Here is a 25090-nt window from a genome sequence, read left to right as displayed (position 1 = left end):
TCATGCACTCAACTGTTTCTGGACCAGTTGGTAATACATCCCGCCACGCTGAATCAGTTCATCGTGACGGCCCTGTTCGACAATCGCCCCTTCGTACAGCACGAGAATCTTGTCCGCCCGCATGATCGTGCTGAGCCGATGCGCGATGATCACCGCCGTGCGGCCTTTCAGAATGTCATGCATGTTGCCGAGAATATTGCTTTCCGATTGCGAATCGAGCGCGGAGGTTGCTTCGTCGAAGACGAGCAGGCGCGGGTCGTGATAAAGCGCGCGCGCAATGCACAACCGCTGGATTTGGCCCCCCGACAAACCGATTCCGCGTTCGCCGACAATCTGCTCATAGCCGAGCGGCATCTTGCTGATAAACGGGTGCGCGTCGGCCATCTTCGCGACTTCTTCGATCCGGCGCCGGTCGGGCGAGTCGTCACCGCTGGCGATGTTCTCCGCGATCGTGCCGGAGAACAGCAGATTGCTCTGCATCACATAGCCGATCTGCGCGCGGTAATACGCTTTATCGACCACGCCGAGGTCGTAGCCGTCGATGCTCATTTTCCCTTCGGTCGGCGTGTAAAAGCCGACCAGCAGCTTCGCGAGCGTGGTCTTGCCCGAGCCGCTGCGTCCCACGATCGCCACCAGTTCGCCGGGCTTGATGTCGAAGCTGATGTTTTCGAGCACATAGGCCGAGTCGTTCTCGCCGTAACGGAAATAGACGCCGCTGAGGCTGATTTCGCCTTGCAGCTCCGGCAGCATCACGCGCGACGGCAAATCCTGCGGCCTCTGTTCGGGCTCGATGTCGAGCACGTCGCCCAGGCGCTCCATCGCGACACCCGCGTCGTTCAGCATGCTCCACAAGCCGACGAGCCCCATCAGCGGGCCCAGCACGCTGCCCATGAACGCATTGAACGCGATCAACTGGCCGATCGTCATTTCGCGCGCCAGCACCAGATTCGCGCCGACCCATAGAATCGCAATCGTCGTCGCGGCATTCAGCAGTTGACTGCCGAAGCCGACGAGAATGTTGAACGCATGCGCGCGATACTGCACTTCGAGCGCCTTCGCGTACTTCTTCTCCCAGCGCAGGCGCACCGGCCGCTCGATGCCCATCCCCTTGACGGTCTCGACGCCCGCGAGCGCCTCCATCAGAAACGACTTCGATTCGGTCGACGAGGTGAAGACTTCGCGCGCGTAGGCCTTGATCTTCGGCGTGGCCACGACGGTCAGCGCCATGATCGGAATGACGAACGCGATCAACACCAGGGTCATCTTCACGTTGTAGATGAACATGATCGTGAAGTAGATGAACACCATCAGCAGGTTCAACGTGGTGGTGACGGTGGACTCGGTGAGGAACGCACGGATCGTCTGGTTCTCCTGGAAGCGCGCGAAGATGTCGCCGGTCTTGCGCTTTGCGAAGAACGAGAACGGTAGCGACATGGTGTGCTTGAAGAACTGCGACATCATCGCGAAGTCCATGTTGCGCACCATGAAGTTGGCGAGATACGCGCGGATCGTCGACATCAATTGCGAAAACACGTTGGCTATGATCAGGCCGCCTATCAGCAGATGCAGCAGGCTGACGTTCTGATGCACGATCACGCCGTCGAGAATGTTCTGGATGATCAGCGGCGGAATCACCCCCAACACCTGAATCACGAAGGTCGCGAGAAACAGATGGCCGAGTATCTTCTTGTACGGCTTCAGATAGCCGACAAAGCGGATCCAAGGCGAGCGCGCCGCCGACATCTGCAACAGATGCGGGCCGCCGGTGAACAGCAGACACGTGCCGCTCCAGCCGCGCTCGAAGTCCTCGACCGCCAGTTTTCTGAAGCCGAGCGCCGGGTCCGCGACCCACACATAGTCCTTCGAGAGCCCGTACACCACGACGTAGTGGTAGCCCTCCCAATGCACGATGAACGGCAGGTCGAAGCCGCGCAGCGAATCGAACGTGCATTGCACGCCGCGCGCCGTGAAGCCGAGCGATTCGCCCGCTCGCGCGAGGCTGTCGAGCGTCGCGCCCTGGGTCGTGACGTTGGCGAGTTCGCGCAATTTGCCGAGCGTCATCGGGATGCTGTAGTGGCGGCATATCATCGCAAGACAGGCGGCGCCGCAATCCATTTCCTCGGCCTGTTCGACCAGCGCGAAGCGCTTGATGATCTTCTCGCCGAACTCGGGCTTGCTCTGCAAGTCGAGCATCAGCGGCAGCTTGCGGCGCTGTTCGAGCCGCTTTTGCCGCTGCAATTCGCGGTCGCCGTAACGGATGCGCTCGTCGAGGACTTCGCGCAGTTTCGGATTGCGTTCGAGAATGAAATGAACCGTGCGCTCCGGAATCACCAGCAGCCGCGTATCGGTCGTCGCCACCACTGACGCCATCTGCTCCTGACGCATCAAGCACGCCTTCTCGCCGAAGATTTCGCCTTCACCGAGCGTCGCAAGCGTGTAGTCGTGGCCGTCCTCATGCCGGACGATGCGCACTTCGCCTTGCCGCACCACGTAGAGCCGCCGGTCGTCGCGTCCGTCCTGCTTGAGGATCTCCTTGCCCGCGGCGACCCGCTTCACGCCGACGCTGCGCACATACTCTTCCAGCTCCGCCTTGTTCAGCTTGCCGCGCAAATCGAACAGCTGCGCGACGAAGCCGCCCGCCGAACTGATCGCCACATAGCTCGCGACGAACGCCAACGCGGCCTGGTTGGCGGCCATCACCGGCTCGATCGCGGCGCGCGGGATGAACAGCAACTCGGTTTTCGCCGAGGCCCGCACCGACGCTTCGTGAACATACGTGCGCAACATCGCGATGTCGGCGAAGATCTCGCCCGACTTGCGCACGCCCATGCTGGTTTCCTTGCCGTGCTCCTCGGTGAAGATGCGCACCGAGCCCGCGCGCACCACGTAAAGACCATCGGCCACCTCGCCCGCGGAGCAGACCGTTTCGCCGAACGAATAGAAGCGGGCTTGCGCGTAGTCGGCAAGACGCTCGATCTCATCGCGCGAGAACGGCGAGAGAATTTCGACCGAGGCGAGAAACTCGGCGGCGGAAGGCGCGGTCTGGGGGGCGTCCATGTGCTTGCGGACCTCGGTTCGGCTGAATTCGTTGCGTTGGGTCTGGCGGCGCGGTTTCGCTCTCGGGCGAACAGCGCATGCCGGTTATCGCGCTTCGATCACATGCTCCTGCGCGCGCGCGATCAGCCAGCTCTCGCGCAAGAGCCGTCTGACTTCGGAGGCCACGTCCGCGTCGAGCGTCGCCGGATATTTGGCCGTCACCGCGAAAATCTCGAAGCACGAGCGGTCCGCCGATGGAAACGGCCCGAGCAGATCACCCACCGCCGCATTGAAGATCTTCGCTTCGATGTCCGGCTTCAACGAACCGCGCAGCACCTTGCCGATCACGCCACCCGCTTCGCGCGTATCCGCGATCGAGTGCTCGCGCGCCATGTCCGCGAAACTGTCGGGATCGTCGCGCAGATACGAAATCATTTCCTTGGCCTTACCCTCGCTGTCGAGCACGATATGGCTCACCTCGATCGAGTCGAACTTCGGCGAATTCAGCGCGAAATAATCGCGGATCGCGGCCTCGTTGCCGACCTGGTCGAGCATCTTCTCCTGATACAAACCGTCGGTAATGAACGCCTCGAACTCGTCGAGACTCACGTGCAGCACGTCGAGGTACTGGTTCATATCGGTCGCGCGATGCAGGCCGCGCACGCGGCGGAACTGATCGGCGCGCTGCTGGATCTCGTCGGCGCTCACGGTAATGCCCTGCTTCTTCGCCGCGTGCTCCGTGAGCTTGTCGCGCACGATCTGCTCGATCAGGCTTTCGAACTGGCCGGTCAGTTTCAGAAGACGAATGAACTCGGACACGTCCACGACTTCATCATCGATACGCACTATCGCGGTCATTTCATTCGCTCCTTTAATTGAAGTGTAGTCAGCGTGTTCAACCGGCCACCTGTCTGAACGGATCGAGACCCAGATCGATCAGACGCCGCTCGCGCACGACGATCTCGGCGCTCGCAGTCATGCCGTAGCGCAATGGGTAACGGGTGTCCGCTATCTGGTAGTAGTTCTTGTCGAGCGTGACGCGGCCCTCGTAGACCGGCTGCTTGTCCTGCGCCGACGGCTTGGTGGCCGGCGAAATATAGGCGAGCGTGCCGCTGATCAGTCCATAGCGCTGATACGGAAACGCGTTGAACTTCAGCTTGACCGGCAGGCCCTCGTGCAGAAAAGCGCGGTCGTGTTCGGCGATTTCGATCTTCAGCACGGGCCGCGCGTCTTTCGGCGCGATGCCGCCGAGCGGCGCGTTCGCCTGAATCTTGTCGCCGCGCTGGGTGGACGTGACATCCGTGATGACGCCCGAGACCGGCGCGAGAATCAGCAGGAAATTGTCTTTGTCGATGTTCTCGAAGCGAATTCGCGCGGCGGCTTCGGACACGAGTCGCGCGCTCTGCAATTGCAGGCGGACCTTGTCTTCCGCGTCGGTGATATCGCGCACCGCGGAATCGTATTGCAGTTGGAGATCCATAGTCTGCTGGCCGCTGGTTTCGAGTTGCGCATTCGCCTGTGCGTATTCGTGACTCAGGCGGAAGTCCAGCTCCGCCAGCTTCGATTGTGCGACACGGTAGGCGTTGTCCGCTTCCATCGAGGCGGTCCGCTTCTGCTCGACCTGCAATTCGGCGATCCCGCCGCCGCCCGGCTGCGCGAACAGCTTCGAGTAGCGGTCCAGTTCCTGACGCGCGGCCTCGCGGGTGCGGCGCGCGTTGTCGAGCGCGCTGCGCGCTTCGTCGAGTTCGGCCTTCTGCCCTTCGGCGAGCTTGGTCGTGCCTTCCGACACGCGGTTTTCGTGCAGACGCGCCTCGACTTCCATCTGCGACTTCAATGCAGCGGCCTTGCGCTCCATCAGCGCCTTCTTGTCCGGGAACTGCTTCCAGTCACGCTCGGCGTCCTCGAGTTTGAGTTGCGCTTGCAGCGCATTGCTGGCCGCCTCGATCGCGCCGCGCGCATTCAGCCGCGCCAGCACGTCGCCTTTCGACACCGGCTGCCCCTCGGCAATGTAGAGGTCGGCCAGTTCGCCGTCGATTGGCGCATAAATGCGGCGCACTTCCGATTCCGGCGACAGCGTCCCTTGCGCGCTGACGATCACATCCGCGCGGCCGATGAACGACCACAGCAGGCCGGTCACCACCAGCGCGACCATTGCCCAGATCAGCGCGCGCGCGATCCGCACCGGCTCGGCGGCGAGAATCGCGATGCCTTCGACGCTGTGGTCCCCCAGCGCCTCCGACAAAGGCTTAGGGTGATTGTCGCGCTTCACTCTGCTCGCCTCCGATCAATGCCAGCTTCGCCTTCAACAGTCCCGGGTCCAGCACCATGCGCAATTCCGTCAGCGACCGGCGCTGCAAATCGGCTTCGGCCTGGATGTCCGCGAGCAGGCGGTCGAAGTCGGCGGGATGATCGGCCTGCAGTTGCGTGTAGATGCGCATGCCCTGTTGCGCGGCCGTTTGCGCATCCGTCAGCAAACGCGCCTCGCTGCGAAAACCGGGCGAGATGCCCGCTTCGAGCCGTTGCGTGCCGCCGATCGAACCGCTCGAACGATATTCCTTCCACAGGCTCTGGGCGCGCAGCATGAGATCTTGCGCGCGCGCCAGCGCTTTGTCGTGCAGCGCGGCGACATCCTTCTGGATCGACTGCACGAACCACGCATCGGTCTGCGGATCGAGACTCGCGTAGAACGACAGCAGGCGCTGATCGTAATCCTTGCCGCCGCGCGTCTTCTGCAAATCGCCGTACTGGTCGAGCAACGCTTTCTTGTGCGCCGCTTCCGCCGCCAGCACGTCGGACCATGGGCCCGCAGGCATCGCCTGCAAACCGGCCAATGCCTGCTGCGCGTCGCCGCGCTGCCACGCAGCGTTCACCGCGTCATGACGCTCGATCACGTCCGTGGACGGCAAACGGCTCGCCGCGAGTTGCTGGAACTGCGCCTGAAAAGGCGGCGTGCTAAAACGCACCGACTTCAGCATCGCGAGCAACGGCGTCAATTGACGGCTCAGCGCGGCATTCAGCAAAGCGGTGTACTGACGCAAATCCTCACGCACCCGGTCGAGGCCCGCGAGACGCGGATAGCGCTGCGCGTAATCGTCGAGCACGGGTGGCAGCGCGTCGGGTTTGTCGCGCGCGAGCTCGGTGCGGATCACGCCGTTCAGCCGGTCGATCGCCGCGACATACACCGAGTCGTCGCTTTCCAGCTTGCGCAGGTGACTGAGCGCCTGCGCGTACGGCTCGGCGAACACCGGAACGTATGAAGCGATCCGGTCGAGCGCGCGCTGATGGGTCTTCGCATCGTCGTCCCAGCGTTGCAGCAGCGAGTTGATCGTGGACTCGTCCGTATACATGCGGATCGGCGCATCCACGCCGCCGCGCGCCGCCACGAAGCGCTCCAGGTCGCCCACCCACTGCAATTCGCCGACCAGCGACGCAGCGTCCGCGTTATTCGCAGTCAACGATTGCATTTCCTTGAGCAGCGCGTCGGCCTGCTCGAACTGCGCCTTCTGCAACGCGTTCAGCCAGCCCGGCAGTTTCGCCTTCAGCAGCGCTTCGCTGGCGAGCGCGCTCACCTTCGTGTCCGCCGGATGACTCGCCAGATAGCTCTTTGCCGCCGTGACCGCGCTGGTGTAATCGCCGCTCGCGAGCAGGTTCTTCAACTCGCGCTCCGACGAACCGTGCAGGTAAAGCGCGACGGCCACCGCCGCCACCACGACGACGCCCGCGCCGCCCCAGCCCGCGATACGTTTGACGCTGGTGCGCTCGCCGTCCGCGAACGCCTTGCCGAGTTCGCCCGCAAGCAGACGCCAGCGCCGCCGCGGCTTGCCCTTCACGGCGGCCGCGGCGCCGGGTTGGTTCACCCCCTGCGCGCCGTTCGCCCGGTTCGGCGCATTCGCGGCGCTTGCACCCTTCGCGCCATGGCCGGCGGCCGGCGCCCGCGCGGAGCCGCCCAGTGCGTCACGTTTAGCCTGTGCGGAGACGGACGCTCCCGCTTCGTTGACTTCGTCTTCGCGTTGTAGCGCCGGGTCGACACAAAAGATATCGAGGAACGAATGCGCGGCGCCTACGAACGTGGTCTTGTCGGTATCGACCGCCTCCTCGACGGCCGGGTTCAGTGATAGTTGGGTCACGGTGGGCTCGACTTCATGGGGCTTCTGCAGCAACACCCTGTAGACGAAGTGGTCCCCCCCAAATGCAACGAGGTCGCCGTCCACCAGCGGCAGCGCGCATTCGTCCAGGCGTTTTCCGCCAACGAAGGTGCCGTTGGTGCTGCCGAGATCCTCGACGTACAGTTCGCCGCCCTTCAGAAAGATGTGGGCGTGGCGCCGGGAGATGTAATTGACCTGATGCGGATAGCGGTCCTTGTAGCGCGCAAAAACGTCGTCCGCCTTGCTGACGAGAAACGGGAACGCCTGCACCTCGATCGGCTGCAAGCCGAGGTCGTTGCGCTGCGGCACCAGCATCAGGCCCGGAGCGGGCGCGGCACTCGCGCCTGCCACAATGCGTGCGCGCGGCTCGATGCTCACCCGGTAGCACAGCTCGCCGCCGAAGCACAGTTCGTCGCCCGCCCGCACGTGCGCCGGCGTCTGGCGCACCGCGGCGCCGTTCAACATGGTGCCGTTCTTGCTGCCGAGGTCGGCGACATACAGCGCGCCGTGCTCGATGAAAATCCGCGCATGACGGCGCGAGAGCCGTGCGATGCGCTCTGCCGGGTAGTCGGTGAAGGGGGCCTCGCTGCGGCCGACCGCGAACAGGTTGTCGACGATCCGGATCGCGTCGAGCGCCGGACGTTGCGAAGACGCAACTGGTGACAGCACCACGTCGAAGGCAGCGTCCACTGTCGCGCGCATCTCAGCAATCGGAGCTTCGCCGGCGGCCATTTTATCTGGATCACTAAGCGTTTACCCGCTGCGACGAGAGCGCAGCGGAAACGAGACGAAGGACAACAGCGGAATAGTTTTTTTGTAATGAGCCGCCTGAAATAAAGCGGCTCAACAATTGTAAGTCACGCATGGCGAGTGTTCAATTTTCAGATCGTTGATGGGGAAGGCAAACAACGCGTGCTCCGGGGCCGGACTTTCTGCATTGCGCGCGGCCTGGCGGATTAGCTCAGTGCTCCTTTACTTGACCGTTAATTTGCCTTGACTTGCGCCTGCACATCCACGCTCGGCCAGCCGCCGCCGAGCGCTTTATAAAGCAGCACCGTGTCAGACAGAATCAGTTGATGGTTGGCGAGCAGGTTCTGCTGCGCTTCCAGCAAAGTCCGTTCAGTTTCGAAAACTTCCAGTTGCGACACCACGCCAAGGCGCAATTGCGACTGAATCTGATCGGCGACGATTTGCAGGCGCGACACCTGCTGTTCCAGTTCCACGCGCTGCGCCTTGTGCGAACTCAGATTGACCAGTGCGTTCTCCACTTCCTCGAACGCGCCCATCACGGCCACGCGATACTGCTGCTCGGCCACCGTCGATTGCGCCTGGGTCACCTTCACGTGAGCCCGCACGCCGGGATCGAGTATGGGGATGTTGATGCTCGGCATCAAACCGAACGTGAACGATTTCAGCAGGTCGTTCAGCGCGAAACTCGCCGTACCGCCATGCGCCGTGAGACCAATGGTCGGCAATTGAGCGAGCTTGGCCTGGCCGACGAGGTCGTAGGCCTCCAGCACCCTGAACTCCGCCGCCACCACGTCGGGGCGCCGCGCAAGCAGCTGCGCGGGCAAGCCTTCCGGCACCGCCGGCAGTTGCACGCGTTCCTGCAAATGGCCTTGCGGCAATTGAAACTCGCCCGCCGGCACGCCGATCAGCGTGCACAGCGCGTTATTGGCAATCGCGCGCGAACGGCGCAGTTCGAGCAGCTCATTGGTCAGCCGGTTGATCTCCGCCTGCTGGCGCAATACCTGGGTTTGCGGCACGAGGCCGTTGCGGCGCTGGCCTTCGTAGATCGTCAGAATCTGCCTGTTCGTCACGAGCGTTTTCTGCTGCTGATCGATCTGGTCATCGAACTGCAGAATCTGGAAGTAGGTGCTCGCGACGTTCGCCACCAGTTCCAGATAACCTGCGCGCCAATCCGCCTCGCTGGCGTGGAATTCGGCCTTTTGCGCCTGCACGCCTTTTTCGACTTTGCCCCAGATATCAATGTCCCAGTTCACCTGCGCCGCGATGTTGTACTGCCTGGTCAGGGGCCGGCCCGTGGTCTTTTCGAAATCGGCGCCGGCGCCGAGATCCATGGTCGGCAGCGCACCCGCTTTGGCTTCGGTGATCTGCGTGCCGGCGACGCCGATACGCGCGGCCAGCACCTTGATGTCGAAGTTGCCCCCAATCGCTTTGGCGATCAGCGTATCCAGATACGGATCGTGAAAGCCCTTCCACCAATCGGGCACGATGGTCGCGGCGGCCGACACAGGTCCGCCCTTCTGATCCGACCACGACGCTTTGGCGGGCGTGTCCGGGCGCTTGTAGTCGGGCATGCTGACATCCACGCACGCACTCAGCGACAGCGCGCATGCCGTTGCCGTGCAGACGCCGCGCAGCGCAGCGCCGAAACGAGGCCGCCCGCTCGCACGCGGTGACCGAACTGCGCAGGCATGGTGCGCCGATGTCGTAACGAAGCAGAAGCGCTGACAGACCAATGAATCAAGCAACGCTGACACGATAGTCTCCGATGACGCCCGCCGCGCTGCACGAAAAGAACGCCGCTTTCGGACAAAGCCTCTCCTGCGCGGCTTCTTCATCGAAGCGGGCTGGCAGGTCGGCGGGGGAGCGGGCGGTGACGCGAGGGGGTGCGTGGAAAAGACGATTGAACGATCTGTATTTTTTAGTGAGCGCCGATGCGGAAGGAACCGCGCGCAGGCTGGCGGGCCCGCGCGTGGTCCGCGCCGCTCAGTACACGTTGATGTTGTTGCTCGATTCAACAGTCGGATTGATGTTGGTCGTGATGCCCGAGACGAGCGCCGCGTTGTTGCCGTTCGCGTTCTCGATATACGTCGCGGTGCTGATCATTTGGGTGGCGTTGACGGTCTTGCTGTTGTTCGGCGCATACACCGGCATGAAGTTGAAGTACGACGACGACGGATAGCCGGTGCCACCGCGCACGGCGCTCATCGCTTTGCTGTTGAGTTCTTCGGTGAGGGACAGGTCTTTGATCATCAGCGTGTTCATGGTAAATCTCCTGGGAAGGGAAAAAGCGCAGTGCTGGGTTCGGGTTCGAGCAACTTGTCTGCTCGGATGGCATTAATGCATGGGCTGTGCCAGCATGGCTTTCCGGTCCGGAGAAATCTGCAGGAGGGCTGTAAATAAAGGGGTTTTCCGGTGTGCCGCCCTATCATTCACGGCAGTAGCGCAAGGACGGCCAGGATGGGATGGTGGATCATGGCCAACAACTCCTGAGAAGCTGTTGGCCGCTGCGCGACGGTAGGCGAACGAAGCACTGCGCTTCGGCTCAGCGCGCGATCACCGTGATCTTCTTCGAATACACCGGCGGATTGTGCGGCACATGCATGTCGTCGCCCATCAGCAGCTGCAACGTGTGCTTGCCCGGTGGAAGCTGAATCATGGTTTCCGTTTCACCCGCGCCGAAATGCAGATGGTTGCGGTCCGACGGTATTTCCTGATCCATTGGCGGCAGGTCGGTGTCGATCAGTAGATGATGGTGGCCGGTGTTCGGATACTTGACGCCTTTCGGCGCCACACCCATGAAGCGCAAGCCGAACCACACCTTGAAGGGCTTGTTGGCGGGCACCACCTGGCCGTCGTTGGGATAGCCGATATATTCGTGTGCGCCGGGTGGGGCCGGCGTCGTGCCGGCCGCCGCGAATTCCGGCGCGGCCCCTGCCACCGATGCCACAAGCGCCGCGACCGCAATGATCTTGTACATGAGGTCTCTCCGTGTTGGCGAAGCCGTTTTGAAGAAACGGATCGCGCTAGTCTTTTTGCACGGTGATGGTGATCTTCTTCGAATACACGGGCGGCATGTGCGGCACGTGGTTGTGATCGCCGAGAATCAGTTGCAACGTGTGCTTGCCCGGCGGCAACTCGATGCGCGCGTCCGTCTCACCCGCGCCGAAGTGCAGATGATTGCGATCCGATGGAATCTCCTGGTCGAGCGGCGGCAGGTCGGTGTCGATCAGTAGATGGTGATGGCCGGTGTTCGGAAACGCGACGCCCTTCGGGCACACGCCCATGTTGCGCAAGCCCATGCGCACCCACAGCTTGCCGCCATGAATCACCGCGCCATCCGACGGCCAGATGATGTATTCCTCCGCGCCGGGCGGCGACGCGGTCTGCTCCGCCTGCGCGGCGCGCCATGGCGCCACGCTGCCGAGCGCCGCGAGGAACGTCGCGCACACGGCGGCACGCAACGCATCCCGGCGCGCCTGCACTGGACGGCGCATGTCGAAAGTAACGGGGGTGAGGATTCTTCTTCGCATAGCGCACTCTCCCGAAGAGGGGTCGTGGCCGCCTCGGCTGCGCAAAAGGCGGGGCACGCATTCCGGCTGGATGCCGCGGGCGCGAGTGACTGAACGGCCGCGTAGTTAAAACGAGTGTGCGGCGTTACTTTGTGAATTAGCTTAGGACGTAACTTGCCAAAAAGATACGCCACACTCGTTAACCGTATGACGCGTCGAGGCACGCGACGGTTGTGACGCGCGAAGCGCGTGCTATCGTTATTAACAGGTCGCAGATGGACGGTCGGTGGCGTGGATGCTTCGCCCCAAGTACTCCAGCGAATGCTGCGAGCAGCGCGGTCAGCGAATGCCTAAGTTCTGTCCGGTACAAACAGGATGTGAAGATGTGGCGAATATTCCTGCTGGTGTGCATGGCTGGAGCAATGCAGGCGCAATGGGGCAATGCTTGCGCCGCCGCGCCGCAACGCGACCATGCGCAGTGGGCTGCGACAGATGCAGCGACCGGGGGCGCTGCGGCTGTGACGGATACGGTCACGCCGTTCACGCCATCGCGCGGCAATGCGCAGTCTCCACGTGTCGCGCTGGTAATCGGCAACGGCGCGTATGGCGATTTCGCGGACCCGCTCCCGCGCAATGCGCCGCGCGACGCCGAAGCCCTGCGCGACACGCTGCGCGCGCTCGGCTTCGACGTCGTCACGCTCACGAATGCCACACCGCAAGCAATGCGACAAGCGATCGGCGAATTCCGTGAGCGCTTGCGGGCAGGCGGTGTGGGTCTCTTCTATTTCGGCGGACACGGCATGCAAATTGGCCGGCGGACTCTGCTCATGTCCGCCGGAGTCGAGGCGCGCGTGCCGGCTTCGCTAGCGAGCCAGGGCATCGAGCTGCAAAGTGTATTGCAGGCGATGCAGCCGCCGCGCGCCGGCCGGCTCAATCTCGTGATTCTCGATACCTGCCTGAACAACCCGTTCGCCCGCGACGCAACCGGCGACCCGCAAGCGCCTCCCGCCGACACGCTGATCGCCTATGCAACCGCGCCCGGCGGCTTCGCGGCGGATGGCGCACGGCACGGCGTCTATACGAACGCATTGCTGCGTGCGCTGAATAGCGGGTCGCCGCAAACGCTGGGTGGCCTGTTTCAACGTGTCGCCGCGCAAGTTCAGGTTGCGACCGGCGGCGAGCAGAGACCGTGGATTGCCGCGGCGCTTCCTCTATCGCTTCATCTCAGCGATGCCGCTCAGCGCGACGCCAGCGCGCTGCTCGCGCGAGCCGATCACGATGACCCCGTCGTCACGCTGCACAGCAGAGGCATTTTGCCGAAAGACAGTAGCGAGCAATACGAAATCACGTTCTGGAATTCGATCAAGGACAGCAACTACCCGGCCGATTACGAAGCCTATCTGAAGGCCTATCCGAACGGCCGCTTTGCAACGCTCGCTCATGCGCGCATCGACCGTCTGCGGGCGGCGGCGAGCGCCGCGCCAGCGGCCGCGCCGCCTGCCGCGCCTGCGGCTGCACCGGCGCAGCAAACGGCACGGCCCGCGGCGCCGGCCATTGCACCTAGCAGCGCTTCGACGCCCGAGCACGCGCACACGGCGCCCGCCCCGACACCCGCCCCGCCGCCCGCTGCCGCAGTCGCGCAAAAGCCCGCTCCCACGCATCCACCCAGCGCCGGCGAGAGCCGCGACTGCGCCACCTGCCCGATCATGGTCCCCGTGCCCGCAGGTTCGTTCGCGATGGGCAACAACACCGACGATCCATCCGAAAAGCCGGTCCATCACGTGAGCATCGGCGCGCCGTTCGCGATCGGCAAATACGAGGTGACGGTCGAGCAATGGAACGCGTGTGTGGCAGCCAATGCGTGTCAGAAGCTCACGCCGGAGAGCAATACCAACAAGGCCGCGCCGGCGCGCGACCTCAGTTGGGACGACGCTCAGCAGTACGTGAAATGGCTTAGCAAAGTCACGGGAAAATCCTATCGCCTGCCCACCGAGGCGGAATGGGAATACGCCGACCGGGCCGGCACCACGACCGCCTACTGGTGGGGCGATCAGATGCGCAAAGGCAGCGCCAACTGCAAGGACTGCGGCGATCCGTGGCACAGGGAAGGGCCGGAGCCGGTCGGGTCGTTCGCGCCGAATCCGCTCGGCCTGTACGACATGAACGGCAGCGTCTGGGAATGGACCGCCGACTGCTGGCACAACAACTACCAGGGCGCGCCCGTCGATGGCCACGCATGGGACAGCCCCGGCTGCGAAATGCGCGTGATCCGCGGCGGCTCATGGCGCGAAGGCGCCGGCTACATGCTCATCGCCACGCGCTTCAAGTACAGCGCGGGGGTGCGTCAATCGCAGGATGGTTTCCGGGTCGTCAAAGATCTCAAGTGACGCTTGCGGTTCGCAGCGGCGGCTTCGCAATCGATGCCTGCGGCTGCGATCAATCCAAGGTCTCGTCCGCTTCGCTCGAAGCGCTCAAAGCGCTCAAGGCGTGTGAGGCTTCGTCGTGATCGGCGCGAAATCGGCGACGATATGATCCTGGCCGTACTTGCCGCCGATTTGCGTGAGCCGCGTGTCGAGCGCCCGCAGATAATCGGCGCGCGGTTCGCTTTCCGGACGCGGCTTGTCGAACAGCGGCGCTGGCGTAATCAGCAGCACCACCATCTCCGCCCCGAACGGCTTCGAAATGATCCAGTCGCCCGCGCTGCCGATCGTAGCCGCATAGTGCGGCGGCGCCTGATTGTCCTTCGCGCGCGGGCTCGGCACCATGTGCACGACGTTGCCGTCGAGCTGGTAGTAGTCGAGATTCACATACGAGTCGAAGCCCGGCGTGGTCACGTCGACCACCAACGGGTCGCCCTCGCGCAACTGACCGCCCGCCGGCCTCACATGCAAAGCCGCGACGCGGCCCGCTTGCCAGTTGCGAATCCAGTACGGCGCGAGCGTCTTGACCACGTCGCATTTGTCGTCGGCTAGCGGCTGTGCCTCGAGCGTCAGCGTATCGACACCGGGCAACGCCGCCAAGGTGTCCTTCAGATGCCCCGCGCCGTAGCGCTGCGAGACGAAGCCGCGCACCGTCAGCGAGTGGTCCTGCACGCTGGCGGATAGCGCCGAACAAGGCACTTGCGCCAACGCGGGCGCGACGGCGGCGAGAGTCAGTGCGGGTTTGGGCGCGGGCGGCGCTGGGGGTGACGGTTTGGGCGCTGTGGCGAGCGGCGCCGACGGCGATGTCACAGGCGCCGAATCTCGCGCAGCGGATGCTGCCACGGTCGGCGAAACTGGCGGCGCAACAGCCGCCGCCGAATTCGCATCCGGCGCGACTTCCGCCCGATCCGCCACCCCCTGCGAAGCCGCGGAATCCGTCGGCACGTTACCCTGACGCCCCGGTCCCGAGCGCAGCGCGAATACACCGACCGCCGCCGCGCACACCACGGCAAAACTCGCGAGCCCGACCTTCGCCAACGTACCCGACTTCTCCGCGCGCGCTTCGTTGTCGAACTCCGCGATGAAGCGCACCACGCTCGGCATCCGCGTGTTGCGATCGAACGACAGCGCGGCGCGCAACGCGCGCCATTGGCGCGAATCGAGGTTGGGCGGCCGCTGCGGCTTGAAGTCGGCATTGCGCGCCTGGGTCGCTGACAGCCGGTCGAACGGATGGTGGCCGGTCAGCAACTCGTAGGTAATGCAGCCGAGTGCATAGATATCGTCGCGCGGGTCCGGCTCGCGATGCTCGATCATCTCCGGGCTCGCATACGCGGGCGTCAGCGCGCCGAGACTGCCCGGATCGAACACCGTCGCGTCGCTCTCCTCTTCGGGCCGCTGGAACACCCGCGCAATGCCGAAGTCGATCACCTTCACTTCGGCGTTGGTGGTCAGAAACACGTTGGCGGGCTTGAAGTCGCAATGGACGAAGCCGCGCTCGTGCGCATAAGCGAGCGCGGCGCACATGCCTCGCACGATCGGCAGCGCCGCGCGCACCGGCATGCCCTGATAGCCCGGCGTGCGCAGCAACTGGCTGAGCGGCTTGCCGCTCAGATACTCCATCGTCAGATAGACGATCGGTCCGTCGCGGTCGAAGTCGTACACCGTGATGATGTTGCGATGCGCGAGCACCTGCGCCTTGCGGGCTTCGCGCTGCAACGCGACGAGCGAATTCGGATTGCCGCGAAACTGGACGTTGAGCACCTTGATCGCGAGATAGGGCTTGCGATCCGACGCTTCGAGCTTGCGCAGATCGAGCGCCTTGTACACCGTGCCCATGCCACCCACGCCGAGACATTCTTCGAGGACGAAACGGTTGTTCAGCGTGTCGCCGGTGCCTTTGATCTGATCGTGGCCCGCCGCGCCGGGCGTGTTGGCGGCGCTGGCCGAGCTGCTCGCGCTGCTGGAGGCGCTTGAATCGCCCGTGCTCGCAGAGCGCACCGATGGAATCTCCACCGAAGTCTGAATGCCGGTTTCCTCGCCGCCCGCCGCGACGTTCGACACGCGCAACTGCTCGATACGCCGCCGCACTTCCACGTACAGATCTTCGGGCAACGGCGCCTGACGATGCGCCGCGCCAAGCATCTCCAGCAGCTGCGTAGGAGCGAGTCCTCCAGTCGTCAACGTGCTGTCGAGTTGAGCCACGAACTCGTCACGGGACAGCTCGCCGGTCTGATAGTCGTGAATCACACGCGCAAGGCTAGCCATTTGTGCGAAGCGCCGCCGCTGCCGTTGGGCCGGATCGCATGCGACCGAAACCACGCGGGCTGATAGAAAACCTGTCGTAACCAGTTACATGTGCCGCTTCGATACTAGCTCCCAGCCCGCGCTTTCGCAAACCAGGATTGGCCCGCGCTGCGCCACGCGGGCACGCCACGCCGGTGTCGCACGGCATCCAACAGCAAACGGCGAGCTGTCGGACATGCGCCACCGCTCGCCGGTCGACGAAGCATGCCGCCGCAGGGTCTGCGACCGATGCGTGAGTCGTACAAGCCTTGTGCAGCGGGGCTTCATCAACTTTATTAGGAACCTTGAATAAAACTGGCACAGCCCATGCGTTAGTGACACCCGAGCAGACAAAATGCTCGACCCCAATCGCAGGATCGCGATAATTCTTTCCAGGAGACTTACCATGAAGACGCTGATGATCAAAGACCTGTCCATCACCGAAGAACTCGACAGCAAGGCCATGAGCGCCGTGCGCGGCGGCTCCGGCCCGTCGACCTCGTACTACAGCTTCGCCCCGGTCTTTGCGCCGAACAACAGCACGAAGGTCAATGCCACGCAACTGATCAGCAACGAGCTGAGCCAGCAGAACGCCAACGGCAACAACGTTGCGCTCGCGGCCGGCATCACCTCGACGCTCGATCCGTGGACTGTGTCGAGCAACAACATCAACGCGTAACGCGCGACGAGGCGAAGCGTCCACACTGCGTGGCCGCTTCGCCTCCCGCGAATCACGCCCGTCTTTCGCGCAACTTTGGAGAATCACCATGTCATCCCTCATGATTCGCGATCTATCCGGCACCCGCGAACTCGACCACCGCGCCATGTCCGCGGTGAGCGGCGGCACGGGCAGCAACATGCCCAGCCTTCAATCGGTGTCCGGCCTCAGCGGCATCGCCAACGTCAACGTCAATGTCAACGTCAGTCAGGAGTTGAACCAGATGCAGTATGTGAGCGTTTCCGCGCTCAACGACAACGGCTTCATCGGCGCCAACGTCCTGCCGCCGCTGCACCTGGACGTGAGCCCGATCCTCAAGGGCTCCAACAACGCGGCCGTGTGACCACCGGCAGTAGCGCGGGAACGGGGGTTGCCCGACTGCCGCCACGTCATCACGGCTACGCAAGCCGCAAACAGATTTCCTATACTGATAGTGCGACGAGACCACCGAATGCAAAACGACACACAGGAGCGGCGACCGGACCATGACAATGGCCGGCCGCCCGATTTCTTTTCTGGAGCCCCCATGGCAAAGCTCATCATCAAGGATCTGGCCGACAGCGTCCAACTCGACCGTGAGGCGATGGCCGCGATCGTCGGCGGCGCGCGCGTCGGTGCGCGCTCGAGCAGGGCCGCGCCGCTGGTGCCGGCCGCGACGCGCGTCGTCGAATATCCGCCCGGCTTTCCCGCCGCGCATCAGGCGATTGCCAACGCGGCCATGCCGCGCAACCAGAAGGGCGGCTAACGCCGAATCCAGATCGTCACTGCAACGGCACGCGTGGTCCACGCGTGCCGTTTGCATTTGCGTCGTCTGAAGCTGGGCCGTGACCCAACCATTCGTGCGCGATGCGTCGGACCAGACCAGACAGAGCGCCCCGGCTTCGCATCGGGCGCGCGCGATATTCAAACGGCGCGCGGCGCACATCCTTGCCTGCACTCGCTTTGCCGACATCCCCAAGGTCCGCGCGCGGGCCACACCCGTCTTGGCATATCCCTTGCAAAAACATCGCTGAGCATTGCATCGTGCTCGCCCGATCACTTCAAGGAGTATCGCCATGAAATCCACTGTCATTATCAAAGACCTGCCTCGCAGCACGCATAGCCCCCATGACGAAGCGACGCTCACCGCCGAACAGATGAAGACGCTGCGCGGCGGCCGTTCCGTGGTCGTCACCGTGGACGGCGGCGCCACGGGCCACGTCGACGATTGGGAGATCAACACCGCAATCTTCGAAGGCCGCATCAAAGGCACCTATTTGTAGGACGCGCGAGAGGTCCGCAATTGGAAATCCGGCATCCCGCTCACAGGCACGTGACCCGGGTGCCGATTCGATCGACCTGGCGAATGTCCGCTTGCGGCGACGCCGCCCTCATCGCGCATCACCTATGATGCTTAGGACGCCACGTGGTTTATTGCGTGCGGTCCGCCCCTAGCCCACCCTCTTCCCTCGCTACCCGGACAGCCCGATGGCGCAGCAGTGCTCGCGGCAACCGGCAGTCAACGCGCCACGCCGCGCAACGCTAGCGACGATTGCGGCGCGCCACGAGCCGGCATCGCCAATCCATATTGGAGACACGCAATGAAATTCATCGTGCAATGGAAGGGTCTGCCGAGCGCCGAAAATGCGGTAATCGAACGCTTCATGAAAACCGGCGGCCAGGTGCCGGACGGCGTCAACTTGCTGGGGCGTTGGCACGCCATCGGCGGATTGCGGGGCGTGTCGATCGTCGAGGCGGACGACACGGCCAAACTCGCGGCGATGGCGCTCGCATGGAGCGATCTGCTGGAGGTGAGCGTCTTGCCGGCGCTCACCGACGAAGAACTGGGCGCCGCGCTCGGCAAACATCAGGCGGCCGGCCAGTGACCCTGGCCGACAAGCTTGCCGATCAGCCTGACCACTTAACCTGTCATGCCCGCCGGGTTAGCCACGCCCGTTCCGCCCGTACCTGGCGGACAACGCTTGCCATTCCGCGAATCGCTGCTGGCGATGCTCGGCATCGCCTTCGTCGCCATGCTGGTGGCGCTGGATCAAACCATCGTCGGCACCGCGTTGCCGCGCATCGTCGCTGATCTGCGGGGCTTCGATCTGTACGCGTGGGTCGCGACGGCGTACATGCTGGCCTCCGTCATCACGATTCCGATCTTCGGGCGCCTGGGCGATCTGTTCGGCCGCAAGCCGTTTCTGATCGCGGCCATCCTGCTGTTCACCGGTGCATCGGTGTTGTGCGGGCTCGCAGGCAGCATGCTCGCGCTGGTGATTGCGCGCGGTCTGCAAGGCATCGGCGGCGGCATTCTGATCGGCACGGTGTTCGCTACCGTCGCCGATCTGTTCCCGAGTCCGAAGCTGCGGCTGCGCTGGCTGGTGTTCGTCACGTCCTCGTTCGGCGTCGCCAATATGGTGGGGCCGACGCTCGGCGGCCTGCTGACGCAATACGGCGGCTGGCGGCTGGTGTTCTTCGTCAACGTGCCCATCGGCGTCGTGTCGCTGCTGTTCGTGCTGCGCTTTTTGCCGCCGTTGCACGAGCTGCGGCGCAAGGGCCCCGTGCGGCTCGACTGGCTCGGCGCCATCGTGCTCGCAGTCACATTCGGCGCGGTGCAGGTGTTGATCGAAGAGTTTCCGCGGCGCGGCGTCGACGGTACGACCATCGCGCTGGCCGTCCTCGTGTCAGCTTGCGGGTCGATCCTCTGGCTATGGGAGCGGCGTGTCGGCGATCCGATCGTGCCGGTGGACATGCTGCTGGACCGCAAGCTGTGCGCGCTGTTCGCGATGTCGGTGCTGGGCGGTTTCTCCCTGTTTTCACTGGTGTTCTATGTGCCGCTGCTGTTTCAGGGTGGCTATGCGATGTCCGCGCACGACTCGGGCATGCTGATCACGCCGCTGCTGCTCGGCACGACCGTCGGCAGCGTCATCAACAATCGCATCGTCACACGAATCCGCCGCGCGAACGCGATCATGTATGCGGGCTTTGCGCTGTCCGCGCTCGCCTGTCTCAGCGTGGTGGTGCTGCGGGGCACGGAACCGCATCTGGTGTGGATGTCCTGCATGGGCATCAGCGGGCTCGGACTCGGTATGGTCGCCACCAGTCTGACCGTGTGTTCTCAGCAGATCGCCGCGCACGGTAACGTGGGCGCGGCCACGGCGCTGCTGCAGTCGCTGCGCACCTTCGGCGGCATGCTCGGCACCGTGATGACCGGCGCGCTGCTCGGCCATCTGTACTCGCGCGGCGTGCATCGCTCGCTCGATTCGTATCAGGCGACGCAGTGGTTCAAATCGTTCGCGAGTCCCGAACTCCTGGTGGACCGCGCGGAACAGGCCGCGCTGATCAGTCGTCTGGTGAGCGCCGGTCATGCCGGCGACGCGATGATGCACTCCGCGCGCGAGGCGCTCGTGCAGTCGATTCACATCGGTATTCTGGTCGCGGGCGGCGCCGCGCTGCTCGGGCTGTGCCTCGCCTGGTTCGTGCCGCCCGTGCGGGTCGGCTATCTGGAAGCCGAGGCCGAGGCCGAGGCCGATGCAAACGCACAGCCGCCCGCACAACCGCCCGCACAACCGCCCGCCAAGCCGCTCCCGCCGCACCGCAACGCGCTCTGAGGGCGCGCCGCGACTGGCGCGAAGGTTCTTCTTGCTTTCTATATCGATCGATATATAATCCGATTCTATATCGGTCGATATAGAATTTCGTCGACCACGCACGAAACGCACGAAGGACACCGAGCATGGCGCGACCCCGCGGATTCGATGAGCACGAGGTGCTGGAGGCAGCCAGCGCGGCTTTCTGGAGCAAGGGCTACGAGGCGACGTCCACGCGCGACCTGGTCAAGTCGACCGGCCTCACGCAGCCGAGCCTCTACAACGCGTTCGGCGACAAGCGCGGGCTGTATCTGCGCGCGCTCGAACATTATCTGGAGCACCTTCTGCGCGAGCGCATCCACCGGCTCGAAAAAGCGGCGTCGCCGGCGCAACGCATCACGCTGTTTTTCCACGAGGTCATCGAGCGCGCCATTGCCGATCCCGACAGGCGCGGCTGCATGCTGGTCAACTCGGCGCTGGAAATTCCATCGGATGACGAAGCATTCCGCGAAACCGTCGCCGCCGAGATGGCGGAAATCCGCGCGTTTTTCCATCGGGGCCTCGTCGCCGCACAGCAGAGCGGCGAAATCGCCGCCGCCGTTCCAGCGCATGACGCCGCGTCTCATCTGCTTGCCACGCTGATCGGCATTCGCGTTCTCGCGCGGGTCGCGCCGCAGTACGAAATGCTTTGCGGCGCGGTATCACCGGCGTTGAAGATGCTCGGCTTGCCTGCGCTACCGCCGCCCGCGACGCCGTCCGCTCTGGCGTCGCAAGACGGCCACGTCTGAGCCACGCGCCTGAACCGGCGCATCCCTTCGTGTTCCACCGGCATCCGGCAGCGCGGCCATTGGCGCGCGCACCGGTAAAGGAATCGTCATGTCCGCAACACCGTCTTCGTTAAGCACTGCCCAGCCCGTTTCACTCGACGCCCGCGCGATCTTCGCAACGTTCGCCGGCTTGTGCGGCAGTCTCGTCGCGATCGGCCTCGCGCGCTTCGCGTACACGCCGCTGATTCCGTCGCTGATCCAGGCGCACTGGTTCACGTCGTCGCAAGCGGTGACACTCGGCGCGGCCAATTTCGCGGGCTATCTGATCGGCGCGCTGATCGGCCGGCCCATTGCGTCGGCCTTGTCGAACCGCAGCGCGTTGCGTCTGCTGATGGCGGTCGTGACCGCCGCCTTCTTCGCCTGTGCGTATCCGCTGTCGATCAGCTGGTTCTTCGCATGGCGCCTGCTGTCGGGCATTTCCGGCGGCGCGATCATGGTGCTGGTGGCGACTTCGATTCTTCCGCACATTCCCGCGCCGCGCCGCGGCTTTGTCAGCGGCATGATCTTTCTCGGACTCGGTTTGGGCATCGCGGCATCCGGCACGCTGATTCCGAAGCTGCTGCACTTCGGTTTGCAAACCACGTGGTTCGGCCTCGGCGTGGTGGCGCTGGTATTGACCGCGGCAAGCTGGTTCGGTTGGCCGTCGACTAATCCGCCAGCCCCGCTGGTCCCGGCCGGCAGCCATCATGCCGCGCGTCCTCACGGCCTGACGCTGCGCGTGCTGTATGCGCAATACGCGGCCAACGCGCTCGGCCTCGTGCCCGTGATGGTGTTGCTGGTCGACTACGTGGCGCGCGGCCTCGGCCGCGGCCCGGCGATCGGTGCCGACTACTGGGTGCTGTACGGTCTCGCCGCGATTGCCGGTCCGGTGATTTGCGGCAATGTGGCCGATCGCATCGGCTTCGGCAACGCGTACCGCATCGCCCTCTTTCTGCAAGCAGCGGCCGTGGCGATGCTCGCGCTCTCGGGCAGCACGCTCGCGCTGGCGACAGCGACCGTGATTCTCGGCATCTTTACGCCGGGCATCGTGCCGCTCGTGCTCGGCCGTATTCACGAACTCGTGCCGCACGATCACATCGAACAGCGCGCCTCATGGAGCCGCGCGACGACGGCCTTCGCGTTGTTCCAGGCGCTCGGCGGCTATGGGTACTCGTTTCTGTTCTCGCATATGCATAACGACTACGCGCTGATTTTCATCTGCGGCGCGGGGGCGCTTGCAGTGGCTTTCATCGCGGACCTCTTCCTCTCGCTAGTATCGGCGTGATCGGCTGAAGACGGGTCGCAGCGCTTGTGCGTTCGATGCTTCGCGTTGGGCACGCAGTTTGCTCGACAGGGTCAGCGGTACCGTTTTCAGCGCGCCGCCGCCAAAAGCGGCATCAAGCGGTTCAGCTGAAGACGGGTCCTTGTCAACCAGGCGGAGGTCATTGATATGTTGGGAACTATTCTTCTGATCGTGCTGATTCTTCTGCTCATCGGCGCATTTCCGTCGTGGCCGCATAGCCGCTCGTGGGGCTACGGTCCGACCGGCGGGCTCGGCGTTGTGCTGATCGTGGTGATCGTGCTGCTGATTGCCGGGGTGATCTAGCCAACGCGAGCCGATCCCTAACGAGGCTCAATTCTGTCCAGCCGCCGGCCCCCATGCAAATGCGTCGCATGGGGGCCGGCGGCGTCACGTTCAGAGTCCACTCACACCCTGTCCCGCCGGAGCATGCGATGGAAAAGTTACTTGCCAATCAGGTCGCGTTGATCACGGGCGCCAGTTCCGGCATTGACTATGGTGTTGCAAAAGCGCTGTCGGACGCAGATGGGGCCGTGGTGCTGAATTATCGTTCGCATCCCGAAGGAGCGGAGCAGCTCTCCAGCGAGATCGAGAAAGCCGGTGGCGCAGCGTTCGCCCATCGCGCCGACGTGGCCGATCCCGCGCAGGTCGACGCGATGTTCGATGCATGCCGTGCGCGTTTCGACACTGTCGATATCGTGGTGGCGAATGCCGGCTTGCAAAAGGACAGCGCATTCGCGTCAATTCGATAGCGCCCGGCGCGATCCGCACGCAGATCAACAAGGACGCGTGGGACGCAGACGACGCACTCGCCAAACTACTGCAGTTGATTCATATGGACGTTTAGGCAACGTGGACGATATCGGGAAGGCCGCCGTGTGGCTCGCTTCGGATGAAAGCGACTACGTGGTCGGCACGACCTTGTTTGTCGACGGCGGGATGACGTTGTATCCGTGCTTTGTCGATAACGGCCAGCGGTTGATGGCCAGATCGGCTGCACGGCGTCGCTCGCACGGCGAGGCCGGATGTATCGCCGCGTCGAGGGTCCTCTGGCGAAACTACTACGTGGACGCACTGCGCGATTTACGCACCGTGCCGATTGCTCGATACATGAGCGGGCTCGCTGCGAGGAAGCATGGAACGCAGTCGCCCGCACGCTCGGGCGCCGCAATGCGCAAGGCCGCGAATCGCGCCGCAACGGCGATTCACGCTTGTATGACGTGATGCTTGGTGCGGCGCGCTGCGTGCCTTACGCGCAGTTCGCAGAGGCACTCGAATCGGGTCGGGCACGGCGGATGCTAAATCACCATCGTATTCAAACCTCAACACGAAAGGAGATCACATCATGCCTTATCTACTTGGCTGGCTGCTTGGCGTTCCGTTGATCGTATTGGTCATCTTGTACCTGATCTTTCACTAACCCGTGCGCCATACGTAGGCGCATGCCGTCGATCCGACGGTCACCTGTTGCGACGCAACTCGATCGACGGCTGCATGAAAGGCGACGTCCGTGTTTGCGGCGTCGCCTTTCGCATGTCTGCACCTCGTCCACGCAGGCTCCGCGCTGTACGTTCAGCACTCGGGCCTTTTCCCTTTGCACTGCGGAAAATAGCGCGTAAAACTAATTTGAGCAGTCCGCAAAATGCCATTTCTGCACACGTGCGCGAGCGCGCACGAGGAAGGAGGGACCGATGGCAAACAACGAGTACACACTCTCGCATCAGGATGTGGTGAAGGCCATCATCATTGATCAGAATATTCACGAGGGGTTATGGACGCTCAACGTCAATTTCAACGTCGCCGCGAGCCACGCTCCGCGTGTGCCCGATCCCAGCCTCACTGTGACGATCAAGGGCATCGGCATCATGCGCGCGGCGCCGACCGATCCGTTTGCGGTCGACGCTGCACTCATCAATCCAACTCCGCCGCAACCTGTCGAAGGAACCGTGCACATCACGTCGGCCGTTAACGGCACGCATGGCAACGGCATGCAATTTTGTCGCGACGTGTACCGCAGTGTCGCAGTACAGAGCCCGATCAAAGCACCCATTAAACGAGGCTGATCGAGCCGAAGCCGCCGCGTTCAGCGATTGGCGGCGTAACGGAACGCGGCGCGCCCGGCGGTATCCGATTGCACAAATCAGCGTACCGCCGCCATCAGCGCACCCATACCGACCAGCAAGCTTCCCATCAAGCGATTCACGACGCGCAAGCGTTTCGGCGTTTGCAGAACCCTGCGCAAGCAGTGCGAGAAAATTGCGATGGACGCGACGCCCAACGCGAACACGCATGCAAACGTGGCGGCCAGCAACAGGTATTGCTGATTCGCGGACCAGTGCCAGTCATTCGAAACCGTGCTGATGAGGGCAAGCATCGGTCAGGAACATGCGTCCATGCCCGCCGAGCGCGCCTTCCGGCACTGATGGCGCCGGAATTCGCCCGCGTGCCGCCTTCCTGTGAAGGCGGCGAGACACCGGATGGCAGCTTGTGGCCGCGCAAGGCCGCGTAACCTGGGAGCCCGCGGCCCGGACGGTTGTCCCGGGCATGAATG

21 protein-coding genes and 1 pseudogene are annotated in these 25090 nt (G+C 63.6%); 12 read left to right on the top strand and 10 right to left on the bottom strand.

Translation table 11 applies throughout. The features are described from left to right. The 8 genes from PQR02_RS12765 to PQR02_RS12730 form a co-directional block, all read right to left on the bottom strand. Nucleotides 1-3057, bottom strand: coding sequence for a peptidase domain-containing ABC transporter (locus PQR02_RS12765; protein WP_408230642.1), 3057 nt, complete (start codon nucleotides 3055-3057; stop codon nucleotides 1-3). An 84-nt stretch (nucleotides 3058-3141) separates the two neighbouring features. Further along, nucleotides 3142-3894 carry a peptidylprolyl isomerase gene (locus tag PQR02_RS12760; protein WP_408230639.1) on the bottom strand — a complete coding sequence of 251 codons (753 nt, stop codon included), beginning with the start codon at nucleotides 3892-3894 and terminating at the stop codon, nucleotides 3142-3144. 37 nt (nucleotides 3895-3931) lie between these two features. Continuing rightward, nucleotides 3932-5305 carry a beta-barrel domain-containing protein gene (locus PQR02_RS12755; protein WP_408230636.1) on the bottom strand — a complete coding sequence of 458 codons (1374 nt, stop codon included), beginning with the start codon at nucleotides 5303-5305 and terminating at the stop codon, nucleotides 3932-3934. Then, nucleotides 5283-7913 (bottom strand): FHA domain-containing protein, encoded by a 2631-nt coding sequence (locus PQR02_RS12750; protein WP_408230633.1) that lies wholly within the window; start codon nucleotides 7911-7913, stop codon nucleotides 5283-5285. Before PQR02_RS12750 ends, PQR02_RS12755 begins: the two co-directional genes overlap by 23 nt. A gap of 251 nt (nucleotides 7914-8164) precedes the next feature. Next, nucleotides 8165-9766 carry an efflux transporter outer membrane subunit gene (locus tag PQR02_RS12745; protein ID WP_408230630.1) on the bottom strand — a complete coding sequence of 534 codons (1602 nt, stop codon included), beginning with the start codon at nucleotides 9764-9766 and terminating at the stop codon, nucleotides 8165-8167. Between the two features lie 148 nt (nucleotides 9767-9914). Beyond that, nucleotides 9915-10193 carry a hypothetical protein gene (locus PQR02_RS12740; RefSeq protein WP_408230627.1) on the bottom strand — a complete coding sequence of 93 codons (279 nt, stop codon included), beginning with the start codon at nucleotides 10191-10193 and terminating at the stop codon, nucleotides 9915-9917. A 280-nt stretch (nucleotides 10194-10473) separates the two neighbouring features. Beyond that, nucleotides 10474-10908 carry a DUF4399 domain-containing protein gene (locus tag PQR02_RS12735; protein ID WP_408230624.1) on the bottom strand — a complete coding sequence of 145 codons (435 nt, stop codon included), beginning with the start codon at nucleotides 10906-10908 and terminating at the stop codon, nucleotides 10474-10476. Between the two features lie 46 nt (nucleotides 10909-10954). Further along, nucleotides 10955-11425, bottom strand: a complete 471-nt coding sequence (locus PQR02_RS12730; RefSeq protein ID WP_408230874.1) for a DUF4399 domain-containing protein — start codon at nucleotides 11423-11425, stop codon at nucleotides 10955-10957. 398 nt (nucleotides 11426-11823) lie between these two features. Here PQR02_RS12730 and PQR02_RS12725 point away from each other — a divergent pair, with 398 nt between their 5' ends. Next, the gene (locus PQR02_RS12725) at nucleotides 11824-13827 is read left to right on the top strand and encodes an SUMF1/EgtB/PvdO family nonheme iron enzyme (RefSeq protein WP_408230621.1); all 2004 of its coding nucleotides are present in this window, start codon (nucleotides 11824-11826) and stop codon (nucleotides 13825-13827) included. A 93-nt stretch (nucleotides 13828-13920) separates the two neighbouring features. On the opposite strand, the gene PQR02_RS12720 is transcribed toward PQR02_RS12725, so the two are convergent. After that, the gene (locus PQR02_RS12720; protein WP_408230618.1) at nucleotides 13921-16125 is read right to left on the bottom strand and encodes a serine/threonine-protein kinase; all 2205 of its coding nucleotides are present in this window, start codon (nucleotides 16123-16125) and stop codon (nucleotides 13921-13923) included. Between the two features lie 424 nt (nucleotides 16126-16549). Here PQR02_RS12720 and PQR02_RS12715 point away from each other — a divergent pair, with 424 nt between their 5' ends. The 11 genes and pseudogenes from PQR02_RS12715 (at nucleotide 16550) to PQR02_RS12665 (ending at nucleotide 24602) form a co-directional block, all read left to right on the top strand. Next, entirely contained in the window at nucleotides 16550-16822 is a 273-nt protein-coding gene (locus tag PQR02_RS12715; protein ID WP_408230615.1) for a hypothetical protein, read from the top strand. Nucleotides 16823-16910: 88 nt separating this feature from the next. Beyond that, the gene (locus PQR02_RS12710) at nucleotides 16911-17204 is read left to right on the top strand and encodes a hypothetical protein (RefSeq protein WP_408230612.1); all 294 of its coding nucleotides are present in this window, start codon (nucleotides 16911-16913) and stop codon (nucleotides 17202-17204) included. Between the two features lie 183 nt (nucleotides 17205-17387). Continuing rightward, the gene (locus PQR02_RS12705; protein WP_408230609.1) at nucleotides 17388-17606 is read left to right on the top strand and encodes a hypothetical protein; all 219 of its coding nucleotides are present in this window, start codon (nucleotides 17388-17390) and stop codon (nucleotides 17604-17606) included. Between the two features lie 310 nt (nucleotides 17607-17916). Continuing rightward, nucleotides 17917-18123 (top strand): hypothetical protein, encoded by a 207-nt coding sequence (locus PQR02_RS12700; protein ID WP_408230606.1) that lies wholly within the window; start codon nucleotides 17917-17919, stop codon nucleotides 18121-18123. A 318-nt stretch (nucleotides 18124-18441) separates the two neighbouring features. Continuing rightward, on the top strand, nucleotides 18442-18726 hold the full coding sequence (locus PQR02_RS12695) for a DUF3303 domain-containing protein (RefSeq protein WP_408230603.1): 285 nt from the start codon (nucleotides 18442-18444) through the stop codon (nucleotides 18724-18726). A gap of 45 nt (nucleotides 18727-18771) precedes the next feature. Next, nucleotides 18772-20454 carry an MFS transporter gene (locus tag PQR02_RS12690; RefSeq protein ID WP_408230600.1) on the top strand — a complete coding sequence of 561 codons (1683 nt, stop codon included), beginning with the start codon at nucleotides 18772-18774 and terminating at the stop codon, nucleotides 20452-20454. A 125-nt stretch (nucleotides 20455-20579) separates the two neighbouring features. Beyond that, nucleotides 20580-21221: a TetR/AcrR family transcriptional regulator gene (locus PQR02_RS12685; RefSeq protein ID WP_408230597.1), complete on the top strand. Its 642-nt coding sequence runs from the start codon at nucleotides 20580-20582 to the stop codon at nucleotides 21219-21221. Between the two features lie 88 nt (nucleotides 21222-21309). After that, complete coding sequence (locus tag PQR02_RS12680) at nucleotides 21310-22524, top strand: YbfB/YjiJ family MFS transporter (protein WP_408230594.1); 1215 nt, start codon at nucleotides 21310-21312, stop codon at nucleotides 22522-22524. 165 nt (nucleotides 22525-22689) lie between these two features. Then, nucleotides 22690-22845 (top strand): DUF3309 family protein, encoded by a 156-nt coding sequence (locus PQR02_RS12675; RefSeq protein ID WP_149671226.1) that lies wholly within the window; start codon nucleotides 22690-22692, stop codon nucleotides 22843-22845. 128 nt (nucleotides 22846-22973) lie between these two features. Continuing rightward, nucleotides 22974-23511 (top strand): annotated as a pseudogene (locus PQR02_RS12670) (SDR family oxidoreductase); the annotation flags it as partial. A 719-nt stretch (nucleotides 23512-24230) separates the two neighbouring features. Continuing rightward, a complete protein-coding gene (locus PQR02_RS12665) occupies nucleotides 24231-24602 on the top strand; it encodes a hypothetical protein (RefSeq protein ID WP_408230590.1) in 372 nt (123 codons plus the stop codon). Nucleotides 24603-24679: 77 nt separating this feature from the next. Here the strand turns inward: PQR02_RS12665 and PQR02_RS12660 are convergent, their stop codons facing one another. Continuing rightward, complete coding sequence (locus PQR02_RS12660; RefSeq protein ID WP_408230587.1) at nucleotides 24680-24913, bottom strand: hypothetical protein; 234 nt, start codon at nucleotides 24911-24913, stop codon at nucleotides 24680-24682. Nucleotides 24914-25090 lie beyond the last annotated feature (177 nt).

The organism is Paraburkholderia sediminicola, from assembly GCF_046026895.1.
Lineage (GTDB): Bacteria > Pseudomonadota > Gammaproteobacteria > Burkholderiales > Burkholderiaceae > Paraburkholderia > Paraburkholderia sediminicola_C.
The sequence above is the reverse complement of the archived record's forward strand: the minus strand, read 5'-3'. Positions and strand labels throughout refer to the sequence as shown.